Origin of the sequence: Pedobacter frigoris (genome assembly GCF_005116445.1) — a bacterium.
Lineage (GTDB): Bacteria > Bacteroidota > Bacteroidia > Sphingobacteriales > Sphingobacteriaceae > Pedobacter > Pedobacter frigoris.
This window is the reverse complement of record NZ_SWBQ01000003.1, coordinates 207,766-228,328: the sequence shown is the minus strand read 5'-3', so window position 1 is coordinate 228,328 and position 20,563 is coordinate 207,766. Positions and strand designations below refer to the sequence as shown.

The window sequence follows — 20,563 nt, the reverse complement described above, 5'->3', positions numbered from 1 at the left end:
CAGATCAGTGGATTTTAAAAAGGTTCTACTTTCCAATGATGGTTCCACTCTTTTAGAGGTTCCAGCTCAATGATTCCTTCTTTCTCTTCTAAATTCTGATTGTGATTTATCCCGTCGGCTATACCGTACCATGGCTCTAGACATAGGAAGTTGGCATTTTTAGCTCCCCATATTCCAAAAAATGGAAAATCCGTGAAACTGAAATGCAGTCCGCGGGGGTTTTTAATGTTTTTCAATGAAATGCGGTCACTTTTTAAACCCTTAAATACCAAAGCATCGTCATAAAACAATTCATGATTTAATGGCAACCGATTACGCTCCAATTTAATAGTTTCAGTTCTTTCATCAATTAGATCTTGCTTGATTTTATGATAGGTAAGTTCGCTGTCATGATTGAATTCAAGGAAATAATCTGTGTAGTTTAAATCATTTTCAGTTGGCGTTGCAAAAGCGGGGTGACCTCCTATTGAAAATAGGAGAGGCACATTACCGGTATTTTTCACGATATAATTACACCTTAGCTCAGCCCCGCTTAATTCATAATGAATACTTAAAGAAAATTCAAACGGATAGGCCTTTAGGGTTTGATCGTTTTGCTGGAAATTAAAAATGACTTCAGACTCATTAAGTTTCAGTATTTCGAATTCATGATCCCTGGCAAAACCATGCCTTGGAAGCTCATACGCTACGCCTCCCAAAAAATAAGTATTGTTCTTTAGTCCGCCAACAATTGGAAAAAGTATCGGACTAAACTTGCCCCAATATCCGGCATCGCCGCTCCACATGTATTCTTTATCTGTCTTTTTGTTTTTAAGACTTTGAAGTTCAGCACCTTTTGTGGAAAAGGACGCCTTGATGTGTTCGTTTTCTAGAAATATCATGTCTGCTTTTGAAAAAAATAAAGTTAGCAATTCACATTAATAGTACCAGCGATCTTCAATAATTGTAGGCGATTGTTTAAGTTTATGCCTTTGATCTGAAAAAATAATTTAACTTCAAATCATCTAAAATCGCCCTGAACATCAAATATGAATCTCGAGAAAAAGCTTGTTGTGATAACAGAATGGCTACTAAACCGACCTAGAATAGCAGGAATATTTGTTTTCTTGTTTTTGCTTTTGTTAATAGGCCTGTTCACCAATCAACGTTATCAGATCATCAAAGAAAATGAACATCGGGAGATGAATAACATGCTAAATGCGGCAAAACAGAATATTGAGCAGTCTTTGCGAAATAGCTACACTTCGGCACTGACCCTGGCTTTGACGATAAACGACAAGGGTAAACCAGATAATTTTGAAGCTGTAGCCGGGCAACTTATGAATTCCGGAATGCATTTCAAAGCAGTTCAGCTTGTGCCGGATGGAATTATAAAATATATCTATCCTTTAAAAGGCAATGAAGGAGCATTAAACTCCAGTGTGTTTGGGATATCTAAGGAGAATACTTACAGGGCGAAAGCATCTATTAAAGCAAGGAAAATGTATTTTCTGGGACCCAGTAATCTAAAGCAAGGTGGCGTAGGTATTGTTGGCAGATTACCTTTATATCGCAATAATAAGTTCTGGGGGTTTTCCGCTGTGGTCATTAAATTAGATACCTTTCTGAAAGATGTAGGTGTTAATGTAAGTAAGAACGATGCCTACTATTTTCAGTTTTCAAAAATTAATGTAATCGATAACAAAGAGGAATTTTACCTTCCGGGGAGTAAAGATTTTTCAACTAAAACCTATCAGAAAGTATCTATTCCTGATGGGAACTGGAAATTATACATTATTTCAAATAACAAATACAGCGTATTAGCACAGGTGATTTCTCCTTCTGTTTTTGGCGTATTTCTGGCGATATTATGCAGTATACTGGTAACACAGTTACTTAAGCGGGCAGAAGAAAAACTGTTGATGGAATCCTGGGTTAGAATAGAATCATTGATTAATACGGTAGATGGAATTGTATGGGAAGCAGAACCAAATAATTTTGAGTTTACATTTATCAGTGAAAAAGTACAGGATATACTGGGTTATACTGCAGAGGAGTGGCTTTCTTCTCCTACATTCTGGGCAGATCATCTTCATCCGGAAGATAAAGCCTGGGCAGTGGAGTTTTGTGTAGTGAATACAAAGATGAACAGGCAGCACGACTTTGAGTACCGGATGATTGCCAAGAATGGAAATGTAGTGTGGCTTCGTGATATCGTGAATGTAATTTCAGAAGACGATAAACCAATCCTGCTGAGAGGGATTATGATTGACATAGGTGAGAGTAAGCGTGCTGCAAAGGCACTGAGTGATTCTTTTGAACTGGTTAATGAACAAAACAAAAGGCTGCTGAATTTTTCTTATATCGTATCTCACAATTTGAGGTCACACACGAGTAACATACAGGCCATCTCATCTTTAATAGAACACACCGAATCAGAAGAGGAGAGAAAGGAGTTTATTGAGCTTATGAAAACTGTTTCGGGCTCGTTAAATGAAACCCTTGTCAATCTCAATAAAGTGGTCAATATCCAGACGAGCATTGATGTCATCAGAGATCATTTAAACTTAAGGGATTATATAGACAGAACAATAAACGTTTTGAACGATCAGATCGCTTTAAAGAACGCTACAATCATTAACAATGTACCCGGCGATGTAAATGTATACTACAATCCGGCATACCTGGAAAGTATACTGCTCAACTTCATATTTAATGCCATACGATATAGTCACCCCGAAAGAACGCCCTTAATTGAATTGAGCTGTTTTTATGAAAAGGACCATCTGGTACTTTATGTTGCAGATAATGGAATAGGTATTGATCTTGAAAAACATGGGCATCAGCTTTTCGGAATGTATAAGACTTTCAATGGAAATCCTGATTCAAAAGGCGTGGGGCTTTTCATTTCAAAAAATCAAATAGAAGCAATGGGTGGTAAAGTAGCTGTTGAGAGCGTGATAAATGAAAACACTACTTTTAAAATCTATTTTAAATAGTGCTCCTTTACCTATTAAACTAAACTTTCAGGAAAAGAACTCTCATTTAATTAGATATTTTAATTTGGTGTTTTTCTGTAAAGGTAATTTTGTATATTTGATAAGGATAATTATACTGCATGGATAAGGATTTGCCCTTTTTTAACTGCTCATTCAAAAAGGTTTTTAGTAAAGTGCCTGACTCTTTTTCTGCTGCGCGGATAAAAATCATACTCACTATCCTTATTCTTTCTTATGTAAAACTCGCTGTAGTTATTGTAGATTCTTTAGTAAAACATCAGAATTTCCAGTTGACAAGGGCAATTATCGTACTAGTAATATATACGGCATTACTAAAGTGGCTTTTATACCGGCCTTCTCACATCAGGACTATAGCTCATCTGCTCATCATTACAGGTCTGCTGATTATATGGGCCAATCCCGTCCTAAACCATAAAAACGTTAATATTGTACTGCTGCAGATGATATTTATGGTCAGCCTCTGTAGTTTTTACCTTCTGGATAAAAAATTTGGAGTCATTTATTCTGCCCTGGCTGCACTTCCGATTTTTTTAATTGTTGCTTTTAAAGCGAAAATATACGGTTACAGTGGTGGGTTTCGGGAAGAAATTGGTTCTCCTGGTATAGAAATATTGATATTCTTTAATTTTGTGACGCTGATTTATGCGCACTATCTGTTCTATCAGGCGATTCAGCAGAATATGGACGAGAAAGCTGACTTAAATAGCAAGTTGAAAGAGGCGGTTGAAGAAGCTAATAAACTGGCACTTTCCAAATCAGACTTCCTTTCAGTAATGTCTCATGAATTGAGAACACCATTAAATACCGTTCTTGGGAGTACTTCCATGTTACTGAACAATGACCCCAAAGAATCTCAAAAGGAGGACCTAAGGGCCTTAAAATTCTCTACAAATAACTTGTTGAACCTTATCAATGACATACTTGAATTCAATAGGACAGAGTCGGATAAAATGGAACTTGAAGTTATTCCGGTTAATCTTTCTGAAACCATGTATGATATTTTTTCAGGAATAAAGTTTGCCGCCAATGAAAAGAAATTGGAACTCATTCTAAATATAGATCCGGAATTGTCTCAGGAGGTGGTATTGAGTGACCCAACGCGGCTTATTCAGGTTATTTATAATCTGCTCTGGAACGCCATTAAATTTACAGATAAGGGTAGTGTTACACTCAGTTTGAGCCAACTTGAAAATACTGAAAAAGAAGTGAAAGTCAGGTTTTTGGTTTCCGATACCGGGATAGGCATCAATGAAGATCGTCAGGAAGCTATTTTTGAACCTTTTACCCAGGCTTATTCAAATACCACCAGGCATTTTGGGGGTACTGGTTTGGGATTAGCGATTGTTAAGCGGTTATTGCTACTTTTTAATAGCAATATTCACTTGAAAAGCTGCCCGGATAAAGGATCTGATTTTTTCTTTGATATCGTTTTTGACCGGACAGAACTAGCGCTAAGTCCGGTAAATCCTCAGCTTGAATTTGATCTTCAAGGCATGAAGATATTAATTGCAGAGGACAATGAGATGAATACACTGCTCATGAAAAAATTGCTTTCCAAATGGAATACCGAATGTGAGTATGTAGGAAATGGAAGTGTAATCCTCGATTTATTCAGTAAAGGTTTTTATTACGATGTGATATTAATGGACTTAAATATGCCGGTGATGGATGGGATTGAAGCTACCAAGGCTATCCGTAAAATGGAAAATCATATGGATATCCAGATCATTGCGCTTACAGCATCTGTTTCAGATGAAATCAGGGTTAAGATTCATGAGGCAGGAATGAATGACTATGTCTATAAACCTTTTGAACCAGCTGTACTTTATCAAAAATTACAGCTGATTCAAAATAATAATGTTAAACAAGGAGGAACTGTCAATACGGCTATTTCTTAGCTTCTGCCTCTGCTTTTGCCTTTTTCTTAAAGAAGCCCCTTAGAAGAAAGTTATGTTGTAAGGCTTCAAGGTTCTCATCAAGTTTCTTACTGCTGGTTTCCATATTCATCATGATCGCTTTTACCTGCTCAGCAGTTTTCTGATCATTTAACAATATACCAACGGCATTGTCTGTCTGAGTCAGTTTTGCTGATGCTTTATTAAGGTTTTCAGACAGGGCAGAGGCTGAGCTTGCTGTCTTTTGCAGTTCATTTACCGAAGCCTGTAGTTTAGCAAATACTGCAGTGTCGGTAAGTAATTTATCAGCCAAGCCTCCCTTGGTATTTAAAGTTTTTGTGAATGCATCGAGCTCCAGGGCCATTTTATTAGCCGAGGCAGTCGTGTTTCTTAAGTTAAGCACAATAGCTTTGAAATCTGTAGCAATCTGCTGGTCGGTTAATAATGCGCCAACCGTTCCTTTTCCTTCTACCAAGCTCCTTGCCAGTATCTTAAAATCAGAAGTTACATCAACCAGGTTTTTGTTGTTTACCTGGAATGTTTTCATGATGTCGTCAGTAGAAAGTGTACTGTTGACCCTTAACCGGTCACCATCCTCAACAAAAGGAAACTTTGGGGTACCTCCGGTAATCACAATAATCTTATTGCCAATTAACCCATCTGAGCTGATGCTCGCAGCAGCATCCTTGTGGATATACTTATGAGCTTCTTCTTCGATGTTTAAAAATACCTGAACCTGTGAGGTACCGTAAAACTGTATCTTTTTAATAGTCCCGATTTTTACACCTGAGAACCAAACGTTGTTTCCAGTTTTTAATCCTTGTATGTCGTTAAATACCACATCTACCGTAAAACTTTTTACAAAAGCCTTTTTCTGGCTACCTAACGTGAAAACTCCTAAAATAAATATCGCTAAGCCGAGGAGGATAAATCCTCCAACTACTACTTTACGACGATTGTCTGTTGCCTGCATATCTTTATTGAATAAAATTATAATCGTAAAATGGTTTTACGCGTTCATCACTTGTATTAAAAACGTCTTCAAAGCTACCCTGACGTTCAAATTTGCCGTCCAGCAGCATGGCTACTCTATTTCCGACTGCCTTTGCACAGGTCAAATCATGTGTGATGATGATTGAGCTGGTATGGAAACGTTCCTGTACTTCATTGATCAAGCTATTGATCTCAAGACAAGTAATCGGATCCAGTCCGGCAGTAGGTTCATCATATAGCATGATTTCCGGTCTAAGGATCAATGTACGCGCAATTCCTATTCTTTTTCTTTGTCCACCAGACAACTCTGATGGCATTTGGTTGATGGTCTGTAATAATCCCACTGCATCCAGCATCTCTTCTACAGCACTATTTATTTCAGCTTTAGTCAGGTTCTTCTGGTTTCTTATCAACGGAAAAATCAGGTTTTCCTTCACTGTCATACTATCATAAAGCGCGCTGTTCTGGAAAGAGAAACCTACTTTTAGTCTCAAAGCCAGCAGCTCTTTGTAGGTAATCTCGTCCACTACCTGGTTCAGAACTTTAACTTCGCCCTGATCAGGAGTTAATAAACCTACGATGATTTTAATGAGTACAGATTTACCGGTCCCTGATTTACCAAGCACCACCAGGTTTTCTCTTTTATAAAGATCCAGGTCTACACCTCTCAGTACATGATAATTTCCAAAGGATTTGTATAAGCCTTTAATCTCGATAACTTTTTCCTGCTCATTCAGGGGCTTCTTTTGTTCCATAATTTTAAGTCCTGAATAAACCAAAAAACTGTACTGATACTACTTCCTCTATAAAGATCAGAAACATCCCGATAACTACTGCAGAGTTTGCAGCTTTACCTACGCCTTCAGTTCCCTTAGATGAATTATATCCCTGGTAACAGCCAACCATACCAATCGTAAAACCGAATATTATCGCTTTAACTGTCGAGGCTGTAATGTCCAGAAATGTAATAGATTCCAGCGAAGACTGAAAAAATGCTTTGGCACTTGTTCCTTCACTAAGTGATACGTTTAACAATGCCCCAAGCATACCAACCATTGCGGTATAGAATGTAAGAATAGGGATTGTAATTGTTGCAGCAAGCACCCTTGTAGTTACTAAAAACTTAAAAGGATTAGTAGCCGACACTTCCATTGCATCAATTTGTTCTGTTACCCTCATTGAGCCCAGTTCAGCACCTATACTTGATCCTACCTTACCGGCGGCGATCAGTGAAGTCAGCAAGGGAGCCAGAGTTCTCAAAAGTGCAATACCTACCAAAGAGGGCAACCATGATGTTGCGCCAAACTCGGCCAGCGAAGGGCGAGACTGTTTCGTAAATACAATACCAGTAATAAATCCTGTAAGTGATATCAGTGCGAGAGAACGGTAGCCAATATCATAACATTGTTTCATCAATTCTTTACCTTCGTAGGGAGGTAGAAAGCCCTCTTTGAAAAAGCGGCCCATAAACTGAAAAACATCATATAGTGTCATGAAAGTCCTGGCTATTTTACCCGGACTTTTTACTTCCTCAGTTAAAATTTTCTCACTTTCAGTCTTGCTCTCCATGTATACGCCTTAATGTCATGTTATTCGATTTACAATATTGTTTTCCGTTCGATCTGGCTTCTGAGAACACTAACTATCAAACCCTGCGCCAAAACTCAATAATTATGGCTTATTTTCCTCCGCCCGGACAATTTTTCTGTAAAAATTGCGTATACGTCAATGCCAGGTGTCTTGAGGTGCCTTCGCCTTCATTGATACTATGCGTTCTGTTGGGGTAGGCCATCATCTGGAAAACTTTTCCGTTTTTAATGAGTTCATTGATCAGCATCTCTGCATTTTGATAATGTACGTTATCATCTCCTGTACCGTGGATATACAGGAGATTTCCCTGCAGATTTTTGGCGTAGGTGACAGGGGATCCTTTAATGTAAGCATCTTTGGTTTTTAAAGGGGAACCCATATAACGTTCCTGGTAAATATTATCGTAAGTAAGTTGATTACCAACAGCTGCTATAGCGATACCGGTTTTGTAAATTTCCGGATACTGGAACATCAGATTCAGTGTGGATGAACCACCACCGCTCCATCCCCATACAGCAATTCTGTTTTTATCTACAAAAGGCCATTCCATAATTTTCTTAGCTGCCTGGGCCTGATCACGGATGTTTAAAGTTCCAATGTTCTGAAAAATGCTTTTGCGCCATTCCCTGCCTTTAGGAGCAGGGGCGCCCCGGTTCTCCACAGACACGTAGATATAGCCATCTTTCGGCATATCGCCGGCATAAAGCCAGTTCTGACCGGCACCATAAGTGTCTGTAACGGTTTGTGAAGCAGGTTCACCATATACATAAAACACGACAGGGTATTTCTTTGCCGGGTCGAAATTATCAGGTTTCTTCATCCAGCCATCCAATTGTATCCCATCTTCTGTCGTTACCTTGAAAAACTCCACAGGATTGCGCTGCGGCTTTATCCTCGACAATTGCGTAGTGATACTACCATTCATTGTCAGTGGATTTAAGGTTGTTAGTTTCATCCACTCCGTAAGCGGCGGTATCGTTGCGCTTTGATAGGTGTGTCTTGCAAATACACCATTAGGAGAGATCTCGTAACTATGTGTACCCGGCAGGATAGAAGGGGTCACCATTTCAGGTTTACCACCACCGGCAAGTTTTGTTTTGTATAAATATTTTTGAGTTGCATTGGTAGGTGAAGCTATAAAATATAACCAGCCATTTTGCTCATCCACAAGTGATTGCTCTATCATATCATAATCTCCTTTGGTGATCAGGGTCTGCTTTTTGCCGTCTTTACTGATGCGGTAAGCATGGCGCCATCCGTCTTTTTCACTGATCCACAGAAATTCTTTACCCTCGTTGATCCATTCCCATCCTTTGCCTGCATCAATCCAGGCTTTATCTGTATCTGTATACATGTTGTTTACCGTTCCGCTGCCAGCATTGATGACGAATAGTTTGCTTACATTTTGTTCTCTGTTCAGCTGCTGTAGAATGACCTCATTGGTATTTGGGATCCAGTCCATTCTTGGAATGTAATTCTGAACCTGGTCACCAGGTACTTTCAGCCATTCGGTTTTAGCGGTAGCGATGTCTACCACGCCAACTTTACATGATGAAGGATCCTGGCCCACTTTAGGATATTCAACAGGAATTGTGTAAGAATATATAGAATCAGTATTATTGATCATTAGGAAATTTCTGATCTTGGTTGCATTGATCTGCCAGTAAGCAATTGACTTCCCGTCAGGACTCCATCTGAATCCGTCTCTGCAATCGAACTCTTCCTCATAAACCCAGTCAAACGTTCCGTTGATCAGCCTGTCGGTACCATCTGTAGTCAGTGCCTTGGTGGCTTTATTGCTCAGATCATCAACATAAAGATTATGCTTACTTACATAGGCTACTTTATTTCCATCAGGAGAAAACTTCGCAAACATCAATGACGATGCAGGTTTGTCTTTTCCTATTTTGGTGATCTGGTTGGCTTTAAGGTCGGCCACATAATAATCTCCCCGGGTTTCATAACGCCATACCTTTTTACTGTTGGTATAGATCAGTACTTTAGTGCCGTCTTCAGAAATTTGGAAATCTTTAATGGCATTGATTCCGCTTCCCGAGGAATAAAGTAATTCGCGGCCTACCACGACTTTCCTTTCATTATTGGGAAGGCTGATGGTGACCAATTCACCATCCATTACCTGATAATAGCTGTTTCCATCCTTAGTCCACCTGATTTCCTGTGCATACGATTGCTGGCAGAATCCAATTAATAAGATCAAAGCCAGTTTGAAGATGATGTTTCTGAAGTTCATTTTTTAAAGTTCTATAAATTGCTGATACACTTTTTGCAGGTATGACTTGGCATTATTTAGCGTCTTCTCAGTCTGTTTTGCATCCTTATCATTGTTGTTGTACAAAACGGTCTTGCCTACATTGTCAAAAGTAACACATTGTTGGTTATCGATAAAGCCCATTCCATTATCCCAGCTAAAAAAAGCAAAAGAATTGTTGTAAGGGTTTAAAAGGTTCTTGCTCCAGGCAAAATCTTTTGCATTGATGTTTAGCTGTGACAGGAGTGTTGCGGCCACATCAGACTGGCTACCTGTATTTTCAAATTTTCTTCCCCGGAATTCTTCTTTAATTACGTCTCCATAAAAGAGCAGTGGTATGTGGTAACGCCGCGGATTAAAGATCTCCTGGTTATTCCTCGGCAGCAGGTGTCCGTGATCTGCAATGAAGACAAACAGGGTATTTTTATACCATGCCTGTTTTTTTGCGTTGTTCAGGTAAGCATTGATACACGAATCTGTATAATGGGCGGTACTTTTAAATTTCGCAACATTATCGGCCTTGCCAAATTTGTAAGCTCCGGGAAGTCCGTAAGGTTCGTGGTTGGTCAATGTCAGTAATGTAGAAAAGAAGGGTTGAGGCTCCTTATTGAGTTCTTCAGTTTGTCTTGCAAACACCACTTCATCAAACTGCCCCCAACTGGTTCCGCCGGCATTCTTAAAGTCATTTCTATCAACCAGATTCTGATAATTATGGCTCAGGATGAAAGCCTTATAATTATCAAATTCAGATTCTCCGCCATAAAAGAAGGAAGTATGGTAGCCGTTTTTAAAGAGCGTCTGGGATATAGCAGGTAATTTCTGCATTTTCTCCGGCCATTTGACAATACTGCCGGCTGCTAGAGTAGGGAAACCGGCTAAAGTTCCAACAAGCCCCTTATCGGTGCGACTGCCTGTCGAATATACATTGCTAAATAAAACGCCCTGATCGATCAGATTTTCAAAATTGGGCGTGATGCCGTCTTCCCCCCCTAAAGTTTTGATCAGATCGGCAGTAAAACTTTCTATGATTACCAAAACTACATTGGGTCTGTTTGTGGTAAGCAGATTTATTGTTGTGTCTTTGGCAGGTGTATAAAGATCTTTGACTATCGCATCTGCCTGTTGTTTATCCATATAGAGGTATGGATTTGATTTAGTCATCCTCGAAGCGAGGAGACTGGAAATTAGGTTCCATTCTGTATTTACTGCCGCATTATTGAGTGTCTGGTCCTTCGAAAAATAGGCCATACTTTGCGTGATGGGAGAACCTTTAAGGCCGCCACGGATCAATAAAAAATTGACCAAAACCAATGAGAGTATAGCAATGCCCTTGATCAACAGAGCAGTTTTTTCAAACTCAAGAACCCTAAGTACTACCCGTCGCTGTAAGACAAAGCCCAGTATGATCAATAATGCCAATGAAGCTATAGACAAACCAATCGGCGAAGAGGCACTGGAAGCAAGTGCTTCATTTGGCGTGGAAATCGCAAATCCTAAAGCTTTTGCGTTGATTTTGCTGCCCCATTCACGGTAGATGTTGAAATTAGCAACAGAAAGTATGCTAAAAATAACGACCAATACTTTATTATAAACCGATAGCCATTTGAGTTCTACTATTTTTCTTCCGCTAAATAGCCAGTATACATAGCTCAATAGCGGGATAACCACAATATAGGCCGTCATGGAGAGGTCCAAAGGCAGCGCATGATAAAAAGTTGCTATAATGTCCTGTGCAGGATTGATAGCAATCTTTTTAAAATTGATGATTAAAAATATGAGGCGATCAAGAAAGAAAAATAACAGCCAGAATAAGAAGAATCTGGCAAAAAAAAGAAGGCTTTTCAACATTTTATAATATGCTATTGTGCGCCCTGCATTGCTTTTAATTCAGCCATTGTCTTTTCTTCATAGCCTTTAGGGACATCTAAAGTGAAAGGTCCAACTTTCTCTTCTTTGAGGCTTTTCAAAGTAAGTACGGTTTTAACACCGTCCTGCATGTTGGTGAACTTAACCGGAGTGCCTTTTATTTGCTCAAATCCCGGAGGGGTAGCACCGGCTGAGAACTTGATGTCGTTACTCATCCAAACCTCGTATGAACCTCCGTTATCGTCTTTGTAATTGTATTTTTCAGCATTATAACCCGCAATTTTTTGCTGCTCACCTGTGGCTTTAAAGTCTGAGAACTTTCTGCTGCCAGATTGTTTTTCCAGGTCTTCTTTTGACATTTTAGCGGCATACTGCTTTTGCATTATTGGAATGTCAACAAGAACCAGGGCGTTTTTTGCCATGCCATCTGTATATACCTTCAACATGGCTACTCCCATGTCTACTTCGACTTTTGAAATATTCCCATTGAACTGCACTTTGCTTTCAGAAGGAAGCATCGAAGGGTCTACGGCTTTTTTCTGTTCCTCAGTAAGGACGTATTCAATCCCATAAATCAGCGTACCCTGGTCCATTACTTTCTGGGCCTTTGCAATGATGGCAGTGCTGATTAAAATAAGCGCTACAACACCTGTTTTTATTGATTTAAACATATTTTTATCTAATTGATTACCATTTAATTTTTTCTTTATTGACAAAGGAGGCGACTCCTTTTTTAAAATCTTCGCTATCTCTTACCCTTGCATTGATCTGTACTGCGAGAGATAAACTTTTTTCCAATAACGGATTGGTGGTTTGTCCGATCAGTTGTTTCGTTACCATTAACGAATTCGAGGAAGCTTCAGTACACAAATTTAAAGCAAAATCATTTACTTTTTGATCAATTTCATTCTTGTTTGTTACAAAGGTGATCAATCCATAATCGAGTGCCTGCTGAGCTGAGAATAATTCACCTGTGAGCAGTATTCTCTTTGCTACGGTTTCACTGGTCTTTCGGAGGAGGAAACAGGAAACAATAGCAGGTACAAAGCCAAGCTTAACTTCCGTGTAGCCAAAATTAGCTTCCGGAACAGAAAATATGATATCGCAAACAGTGGCCAGCCCACATCCCCCGGCTATCGCATGTCCCTCTACCTGGGCAATCACCACCTTTGGCAGGTAGTAAATCGTAGTAAAAAGACGTTTTAAATTTTCAGAATCCGCAAGGTTCTCCTCATAACTATTTTGCTGCAGCTGCTGAAGATAGGCAAGGTCGGCCCCGGCACTAAAAACATCCCCGTTCGCCTTTAAGACAATTACCTTTACCTCGTCATCTTCAGATGCATTGATGAATGCTGCTGTGAGTTGACTGACCAACTCTGGATTTAACGCATTGCGTTTTTCAGGACGGTTTATGGAAATGGTAGCAATGCGCTGACTTACAGAATATAGAACCAGGGAGCCTGTCATACTTTGTGATTTATACTTAGATTTATTAGTCAAACTTAGATAAATTATCAGAAGAAATACAACTACAAATCTATTTGAGTAGCAATTCTTTTTTTGAGATCATCTATTCTCAGGAGGTAATTGTAAAATAAAATTTCATCACCATTTATCCTGAAATATGGTGTAACCATATATTTATCCCCATTGATAAAAGTGACTTGCTCAATCTGATAGAGATCTAATGCAGGCTTAACCGAATACCTGAAAGTCTTTTCACCGGCATTTAAGTTTGTAAAAACAATTGCTTTTCCGGCTGAGATAAATGCTGCGGCATAATTTTTACGCAGCTTGAATATAATGATTTTCTTTTGATGGCTTAGCTGTAGGTTGCTGTATACAGACTTTAACTGCAACAAAAGCAAACAACATATCGATCCAAAAAGCATCCATTTATTTTTCGTTTTCAGCATAAATATCATCAATAAAAGACTTGTACAAATTAAAATAAGTTCTGTTTTATCGATCCATATGCCTGTCAGATTCGAGAACGGAAGCATGGAGATGTAGTCCAGCCCTTTATTCATAAAATGAATCATCCATTCGAAAACAGAAGCCAGGAAACTCAACCTGAATACGAGGATGATGATGCCCAGATACATGATCAGGGCTGACGGGATGATGATGAAAAGGTTACTGATCAGAAAGTATAAGGGAAACTGATGAAAATAATAGATACTCAATGGAAAGGTGGTCAGTTGGGCGGAAAATGACATAGCAAGTGCAGACCAGATCCGGGACACCCATTTATGCTCAACCGGCCACCAGGACTGGATCAATGGTTGCAGACAAATCAATCCAAAAACTGCAAGGAAGGAGAGTTGAAAACCGACATCCCAAATCAGGTAGGGATCATAAAGCAAAAGGCAAAATGCGGCAAAAGCGAGTACGTTATACCCATTACTTTCTCTATCGAGTAGTTTTGCAAAGACAAATGCGGAAAGCATGATTGCAGAGCGAAGAACAGAAGGCGATAAGCCTGTAAGTAGTGTGTAATACCAAATGGCAGTCAGGATAATACCGACTTTCAATACCTTCATCAGCTTACTTCGCCATAGAAAAAATAAAATCCAATCGAGCACCAGATAGATCAGACCTACGTGCATACCTGAAACGGATAAAGCATGTATGGTTCCGGTTTTTGAATAGACAGCCAAAGTATCCTCACTTAAATCTGCACGGTAGCCCAGTATTAATGTAGAGGCCATGGCAAACGCATCATCATTTTTGAGTATGCTCCTGTAGTAGGCCACTTGTTTAGACCTTAGGGTTAATGCATAGGCTATTAGTGGATTTCCCTTGCGCTCAGCCAATGTCACGATTTCATGTTGTTTTAAAAATACCCGGTTATGGATGTCTTTTGCGGCCAGCCATGATTTATAATCAAACTCTCCAGGATTGTAAGGCGGCTCAATTTCTGAAAACCGGAAGGGGATGATCAGCTCATTGCCATAAGCAGGCAGCCGGGTGCTGCTACTGTCCAGATGAACCATCACCAGTAATTTGCCCTCCGCTCTTAATTTTATATCTCCATTGTCTTTATAGCGTTCAGTAACTTCTGCTTTAAACCGAAGCATTCCATTCTTAACCTGAGGTTCGTCCGTGACAGTGACCTTTAAATAATCAGCTTCTTTACTTGCATAGTAATCAGAGGCTAACCTGGAGTCATTTAACAGGCAAATTAACCCACCGCAACAAAAACTAAACAGGTAAACCATAGTTCCTGTCATCCACTTGTTTTTGTACAACCGGAGTTGACGGTAAAAAACAGCAATGGTTGCGATGCCGAGAAAGATCAAACCACAGGCTATGATCATCACATGCAATAACTGCGAAGTTCTAAAATGATAGGATAAAAGTATGCCTGCAGCATAAGTCAGGAGCAAATGCACGAAGACAATTTGCGATTTTTCGTATTTTAACTTTTCCATATTGTCATCAGAACTGGTAGCGCACCTGTAACTTCACATCTGTTTTTTTATTTCCCCTGATCTCATCCAGACCTGAACCCACTGTTTCCACATCCTTATAAAAGGAAGTCGCATACCTGAACCATACATCCAGGGACTTCATCACCTGGTACCTCAGGTTTATAAAGCTTCTGAAACCTTTGCCATGATAAATGCCAAAAGCAGAACCGTAAAGCACATCGTCCTCATAAGCATAGATCCTGCTGTTGTAAGATGGGGTATTGAAGTAGGCCAGCCTTAAGTTGCCGGATAATTTAGTGTTAAGGGGTTTGTAGTTTACATCCTGGTATACCAAATATCCAGTTTCAGAAACAGCAATTCCCTTTTGATAACAGGCTACCTCAGCACGACTTTGGAAGTTCAGCTGTTTGTTTCCGCTCCATTTTCCTTCAACACGGAAATTCTGTTTCAATACGCTTTGAATACCCTTATCCAAACTTCCGGCATCCGCATTTTGTGACTTGATCTCTCTTTTATACCTCAGCAATATTTTGGTGGTCTTATTTGGGGTAAAGGCCATTTGTCCCAATAGCTCGTAACCTTCAGATGCTGCATCAATGCGGTATTTCAGCCATGGGAACTTAAAATAATCGGCATATAGAGAGAATGACCAGTATTTATGAGGGGTATAATTCATTCCGCCATAAATTCCTCTTTCATTATTAGTTTCAGTGCCTTCACCAATGGCCCTGCTAAAAAAGCTATGGTAGTTCTTCTCGTAATTCCGGTATAACAGTACAGCTGAGATTCTGGGAGATAAACTTGCCATTATACCATTGAGTAATGCCCAGCCACTTCCGATACTGTGTGCCAGTTCTCCATAAAAATACATGTTCTTAAACGTATAGCTGTAATTGACCCCTGTATTTAGAAGTTCCTCTCCTTCAAAACTGTATTTGTTATAAAGTTGATTGCCCGTTACAAACCTCTGTTGATATTGGGTTTTATAGGTCACTAATCCCATGTTTAAATGGTCATGAGCATATTGGAAAGCAGCACCATAAACCACCTGGCCCAAACTCTTTTGGTTCTTCAGTTCTGTCGGGGTGCGGTGTAAACCACTGATGTTGATGTTTTCCAGGGTCATGCTGCCGTCGGCACTGCTCTTTAAACTCGCGTCCAGTTTCCGTGAAGAAAAAAATGAAGTGAAATCAATGTATTTTGTGATGCCGATAGTTGACGCTATTCCCCTTAAGAATGAAGACTCGTTTGAAGAGGAGTAGGGTCGAAGTCCGAGATCCTTACTGGCTACACTGGTAACATCAGGCCCCTTTCCGAATGCGAAGCCAGACCATAAAGCAAGTCCCTGTCCAAATTGCATACTGTAATCACCTACAACCAGTTTCTTAAACGGACCGAATTTTTGGAAGGTCACATTTCCCGACAAATGATCTGCTCCGCTTTTGCCATGTATAAAATGCTCACCGGCGTCTTTTTCGGCCACTAGCGACACGGACATGAAATCCTTTACCAGGTATTTATACCTCAATAAAAGTTTGTCGGGACTGCCCAGATACCTGCTGCCCGGCAAATCATGGAAACCTTTTTGAGTTTGTAGTGTTCGTCCGTACCGGATGATGAGGTCGTTACTTGCAAAAGTCTCTGCTCTGAGCTGAGATAAATCTGAAGGAGCGGATATTTTTATGAAAGGCAGGATCCGGTTGATGGTCTGCAGATCAAAGCCGGAAATCCCCTGAAGTTCTAAGACATCGATCAATTGACCATTGGTTTTTAAATGTTCGAAAAGGCTGGCGATCTGAAGTGGGGATACAAAGACCAATTTCTTTAAATCCTCAGGACTGGTTTTATTTAAGTCGATAGGATGCTTTTGATAAAAGCTCAAACGCTCTGTAAGTTCATACAGATCGTAATCTTCCGGCAGCTGATCAGCAAAGCCCTCAATAATTTCTTGTATCAGTACATCTTCCTGTGCCTTGACAGTACAACCCCACGAAATTAGTAACAGGGTTATTAATGCTTTCATTGTATTTGGCATAAATCAGCCAAATGACCTTAAAGATTTTGATGATAACCAGATCTTGTTATTTTAATTTAAAAATTTCTTTATCCGATATCCGATAGATGCTATAGGCACGTATAAGACAAGGTACTAACTAGGCCACCTTGATCACGTATTTAGCTCACCTCTACCCCACTTTTTATAGCAAAAATGTGGGGTAGAGGTGAGCTAAATGTGGGGTCACGATACAGATGGGTATACCCTGTCCACCAGACAGCCACATCGCAACACGTATTAACTAAAAATTAATGAAATTTATTAGATTTCCTCGTTCAGTTTCAGTAAGAAATCTTTCAGCTTCTCCAGAGAAGCGATGATTTTTTGATTTTCCTTAACCTCTCCGCTATTGTTTTTAAGGTGGTCTTTTGCACCTTTTAAAGTAAAACCCTTGTCGTCCACAAGGTGAAAAATGATCTTTAGGTTTTCAATATCTTCAGGGGTAAAGAGGCGATTGCCCTTCTTATTTTTCTTGGGCTGCAGTACTTCAAATTCCTTTTCATAAAACCTGATTTGCGAAGCATTTACACCAAACATTTCGGTCACCTCGCCCATTGTATAATACATTTTGTTGATTTCCCGCTCTTTGTAAGGCATAGTTGGTATTGATTGTTAGTTGTTTACAGCTTTTATTTGAAGTGTTCAAACTTAGATAAAAGTACTCAAGTATCCATAAACAAAAAAGAATAATTTTATCTAAGTTTGTTAACCATTAATAAAGAGAAGGATGACAGCTAAGGAAATCAGACAAGCATATTTAAAATTTTTCGAATCCAAACAACACCATATTGTTTCTTCTGCACCAATTGTAGTTAAAAACGATCCGACATTAATGTTTACCAATGCCGGAATGAACCAGTTTAAAGATCTGTTCCTTGGCGAGGCCCCTATAAAACATCTCAGAGTAACCGATACACAACGTTGTTTGCGTGTGTCTGGTAAACATAATGACCTGGAAGAGGTGGGTATTGATACCTATCACCATACCATGTTTGAGATGCTGGGCAACTGGAGTTTTGGAGACTATTTTAAGAAAGAAGCCATTGCCTGGAGCTGGGAATTACTTACCGAAGTTTATAAAATACCGAAAGACAAGCTCTATGTTTCGATCTTCGAAGGAGACGAAAAGGAAGGCTTGCCACGCGATACTGAAGCTTATGAGCTTTGGAAACAATATGTGCCCGAAGACCGCATCATCCTTGGAAATAAAAAAGACAATTTCTGGGAAATGGGAGATATGGGACCTTGCGGACCATGTTCTGAGATTCATGTAGATTGCCGTCCTGATGACGAGCGGAGTCAGGTACCAGGAAAAAGCCTGGTCAATGCAGATCATCCGCAGGTAATTGAGATCTGGAATAACGTATTCATGCAATTTAATCGTTTGAAAGACGGTTCATTACAGCCCTTGCCTGCACAGCATGTGGATACAGGAATGGGATTTGAGCGTCTGGTGCGTGTGTTGCAAGGTAAGTCATCAAACTACGATACGGACGTATTTCAGCCATTGATCCAGGTGATCGCCAACCATGCAGGAATTACTTATGGTGCTGATGAAAAGACTGACATTGCGATGCGTGTGATGGCAGATCACATTCGTGCGATCTCATTTGTAATTGCTGACGGACAATTGCCGTCAAATAATAAAGCAGGGTATGTAATCCGCCGTATTTTACGTCGCGCTGTGCGTTACGCCTATACTTTTCTGAATTTAAAGGAGCCCTTCTTAAATCAACTGGTACCGGTTTTAGCGGAGCAGTTTAAGGGTGTTTTTGAGGAACTGGTATTGCAGCAGGATTTTGTGCAGAAGGTAGTTTTGGAAGAAGAGGTTTCCTTCCTACGAACTTTAGCTACAGGTATCCAACGCTTTGATAACTACACTAAAAAGCAGGCTGAATTCCTGATGTCGGAGAATGCAATAGAGCCTGAAAAATCTTTTGAGGATCAATGGGTTTACAGCATTTTGAAAGACCAGATGGTGATCTCCGGAGATTTTGCTTTCGAACTGAACGACACCTATGGTTTCCCGATAGATCTGACTGAGCTGATGGCCAGGGAGAAACGCTGGTCGGTGGATATGGACGAGTATAGCAAGGCCTTGCTGAAACAAAAAGAACGTTCACGTGCGGCTACAGCTGTAGATACGGGCGACTGGGTGCTGGTAAATCCGGAACTTGAAGTCGAGTTTGTTGGTTATGATGATGTAGAGGCGGAAACTCAGATCGTAAAATATAGAAAGGTAAGCGCAAAGGGTAAGGAACAGTATCAGATCGTGCTGAGTAAAACTCCTTTTTATGCGGAGAGCGGCGGACAGGTAGGAGATACCGGCAGACTGGAAGACCATAGTCGTCTTTTCTTCGTAGAGATTACAGATACCAAGAAGGAAAATGGTGTAATTGTACATTACACTGATACGATGCCTGAGGATGTTGAAGGACTTTTCTGGGCAGTGATAGATGAAGATAAACGACTGCTTTCGCAGGATAACCATACTGCTACGCATTTGTTGCATGCTGCTTTGAAAAAAGTATTGGGTTCACATGTGAACCAGAAAGGTTCATTGGTAAACCCCGATTACCTAAGGTTCGATTTTTCGCATTTTGCGAAAGTGACGGATGAGGAACTGGCGCGGATTGAGCATTTGGTGAATCAGAAAGTAAGAGAGAATATCCCTTTGAAAGAGCAAAGATATGTGCCTTACGATCAGGCGATATCCAGCGGTGTTACCGCATTGTTCGGCGAGAAGTATGGAGACCTGGTCAGGATCATCACTTTTGACGACCATTATTCCAAAGAGCTTTGTGGCGGTACGCACGTACAGGCAACGGGACAAATCGGTTATTTTAAAATCATCTCCGAAAGTGCGGTTGCAGCGGGAGTAAGGCGTATAGAGGCCATTACGGCTGATAAAGCAGAGGCTTTTGTGCTGGATCAGAATAGAGAACTGAATGAATTGAGGGAATTGCTGAAAGGCAATAAGGACCTCAAAGCTGCGGTTTCTTCTTTGATAGAAGAGAACAACCGGTTGAAGAAAGATGCTGAAAAAGCCGTTCTGGAGCAGTCGGCCAACCTGAAACACGAGATTGTACACCACATGAAGACCATTAATGGTGTAAATGTGATTGCGACGCATGTCGAACTTCCTAATGCTGATGCTGTTAAGAATCTTGCATTTGCAGTTAAAGACCTGGTTGACGATTTGTTTTTAGTATTTACGACGCTTATAGACGATAAACCCGGAATTACAGTAATGCTGTCTGAAAACCTGGTAAAAGACAAGGGGCTCAATGCATCTAATATTGTCAGGGAACTGGCCAAGGATATACAAGGCGGTGGCGGCGGACAGCCATTTTATGCTACTGCAGGCGGTAAAAATAAAGACGGATTGAAGACTGTTCTGGAAAAGGCAGAAGGATTGGTTTCTTAAAGGAGGCCATATACTTAGCATTTAGTATCATCAC

Annotated in this window: 14 protein-coding genes; 3 read left to right on the top strand and 11 right to left on the bottom strand. The window is 40.1% G+C overall.

Translation table 11 applies throughout. From position 1 onward, the window contains the following. Positions 1-14: 14 nt before the first annotated feature. Positions 15-881, bottom strand: a complete 867-nt coding sequence (locus FA047_RS11720) for an aldose 1-epimerase family protein (RefSeq protein ID WP_136836263.1) — start codon at positions 879-881, stop codon at positions 15-17. Between the two features lie 147 nt (positions 882-1,028). On the opposite strand from FA047_RS11720, the gene FA047_RS11715 reads away from it, so the two are divergent. Both FA047_RS11715 and FA047_RS11710 read left to right on the top strand, forming a co-directional pair. Continuing rightward, the gene (locus FA047_RS11715) at positions 1,029-2,978 is read left to right on the top strand and encodes a sensor histidine kinase (protein WP_136836262.1); all 1,950 of its coding nucleotides are present in this window, start codon (positions 1,029-1,031) and stop codon (positions 2,976-2,978) included. Positions 2,979-3,097: 119 nt separating this feature from the next. After that, complete coding sequence (locus tag FA047_RS11710) at positions 3,098-4,897, top strand: ATP-binding protein (RefSeq protein ID WP_136836261.1); 1,800 nt, start codon at positions 3,098-3,100, stop codon at positions 4,895-4,897. On the opposite strand, the gene FA047_RS11705 is transcribed toward FA047_RS11710, so the two are convergent. The 10 genes from FA047_RS11705 to FA047_RS11660 form a co-directional block, all read right to left on the bottom strand. Then, positions 4,887-5,867, bottom strand: coding sequence for an MlaD family protein (locus tag FA047_RS11705; protein ID WP_136836260.1), 981 nt, complete (start codon positions 5,865-5,867; stop codon positions 4,887-4,889). The genes FA047_RS11710 and FA047_RS11705 overlap by 11 nt on opposite strands. Before the next feature lie 4 nt (positions 5,868-5,871). Next, positions 5,872-6,642 carry an ABC transporter ATP-binding protein gene (locus FA047_RS11700; RefSeq protein WP_136836259.1) on the bottom strand — a complete coding sequence of 257 codons (771 nt, stop codon included), beginning with the start codon at positions 6,640-6,642 and terminating at the stop codon, positions 5,872-5,874. A gap of 4 nt (positions 6,643-6,646) precedes the next feature. Further along, positions 6,647-7,456: an MlaE family ABC transporter permease gene (locus FA047_RS11695; RefSeq protein WP_136836258.1), complete on the bottom strand. Its 810-nt coding sequence runs from the start codon at positions 7,454-7,456 to the stop codon at positions 6,647-6,649. Between the two features lie 109 nt (positions 7,457-7,565). After that, a complete protein-coding gene (locus FA047_RS11690) occupies positions 7,566-9,728 on the bottom strand; it encodes a S9 family peptidase (protein ID WP_136836257.1) in 2,163 nt (720 codons plus the stop codon). A gap of 3 nt (positions 9,729-9,731) precedes the next feature. Beyond that, on the bottom strand, positions 9,732-11,594 hold the full coding sequence (locus tag FA047_RS11685) for an LTA synthase family protein (protein WP_136836256.1): 1,863 nt from the start codon (positions 11,592-11,594) through the stop codon (positions 9,732-9,734). Between the two features lie 11 nt (positions 11,595-11,605). Further along, a complete protein-coding gene (locus FA047_RS11680; RefSeq protein ID WP_136836255.1) occupies positions 11,606-12,283 on the bottom strand; it encodes a DUF4412 domain-containing protein in 678 nt (225 codons plus the stop codon). 16 nt (positions 12,284-12,299) lie between these two features. Then, complete coding sequence (locus tag FA047_RS11675) at positions 12,300-13,079, bottom strand: enoyl-CoA hydratase/isomerase family protein (RefSeq protein WP_136836254.1); 780 nt, start codon at positions 13,077-13,079, stop codon at positions 12,300-12,302. 62 nt (positions 13,080-13,141) lie between these two features. Beyond that, positions 13,142-15,046, bottom strand: coding sequence for a ComEC/Rec2 family competence protein (locus FA047_RS11670; RefSeq protein WP_136836253.1), 1,905 nt, complete (start codon positions 15,044-15,046; stop codon positions 13,142-13,144). A 7-nt stretch (positions 15,047-15,053) separates the two neighbouring features. Further along, positions 15,054-17,069, bottom strand: coding sequence for a ComEA family DNA-binding protein (locus tag FA047_RS11665; RefSeq protein WP_136836252.1), 2,016 nt, complete (start codon positions 17,067-17,069; stop codon positions 15,054-15,056). 294 nt (positions 17,070-17,363) lie between these two features. Further along, positions 17,364-17,699: a MerR family transcriptional regulator gene (locus tag FA047_RS11660; RefSeq protein ID WP_136836251.1), complete on the bottom strand. Its 336-nt coding sequence runs from the start codon at positions 17,697-17,699 to the stop codon at positions 17,364-17,366. A 130-nt stretch (positions 17,700-17,829) separates the two neighbouring features. On the opposite strand from FA047_RS11660, the gene alaS reads away from it, so the two are divergent. Then, on the top strand, positions 17,830-20,529 hold the full coding sequence (alaS, locus tag FA047_RS11655) for an alanine--tRNA ligase (RefSeq protein WP_136836250.1): 2,700 nt from the start codon (positions 17,830-17,832) through the stop codon (positions 20,527-20,529). Positions 20,530-20,563 lie beyond the last annotated feature (34 nt).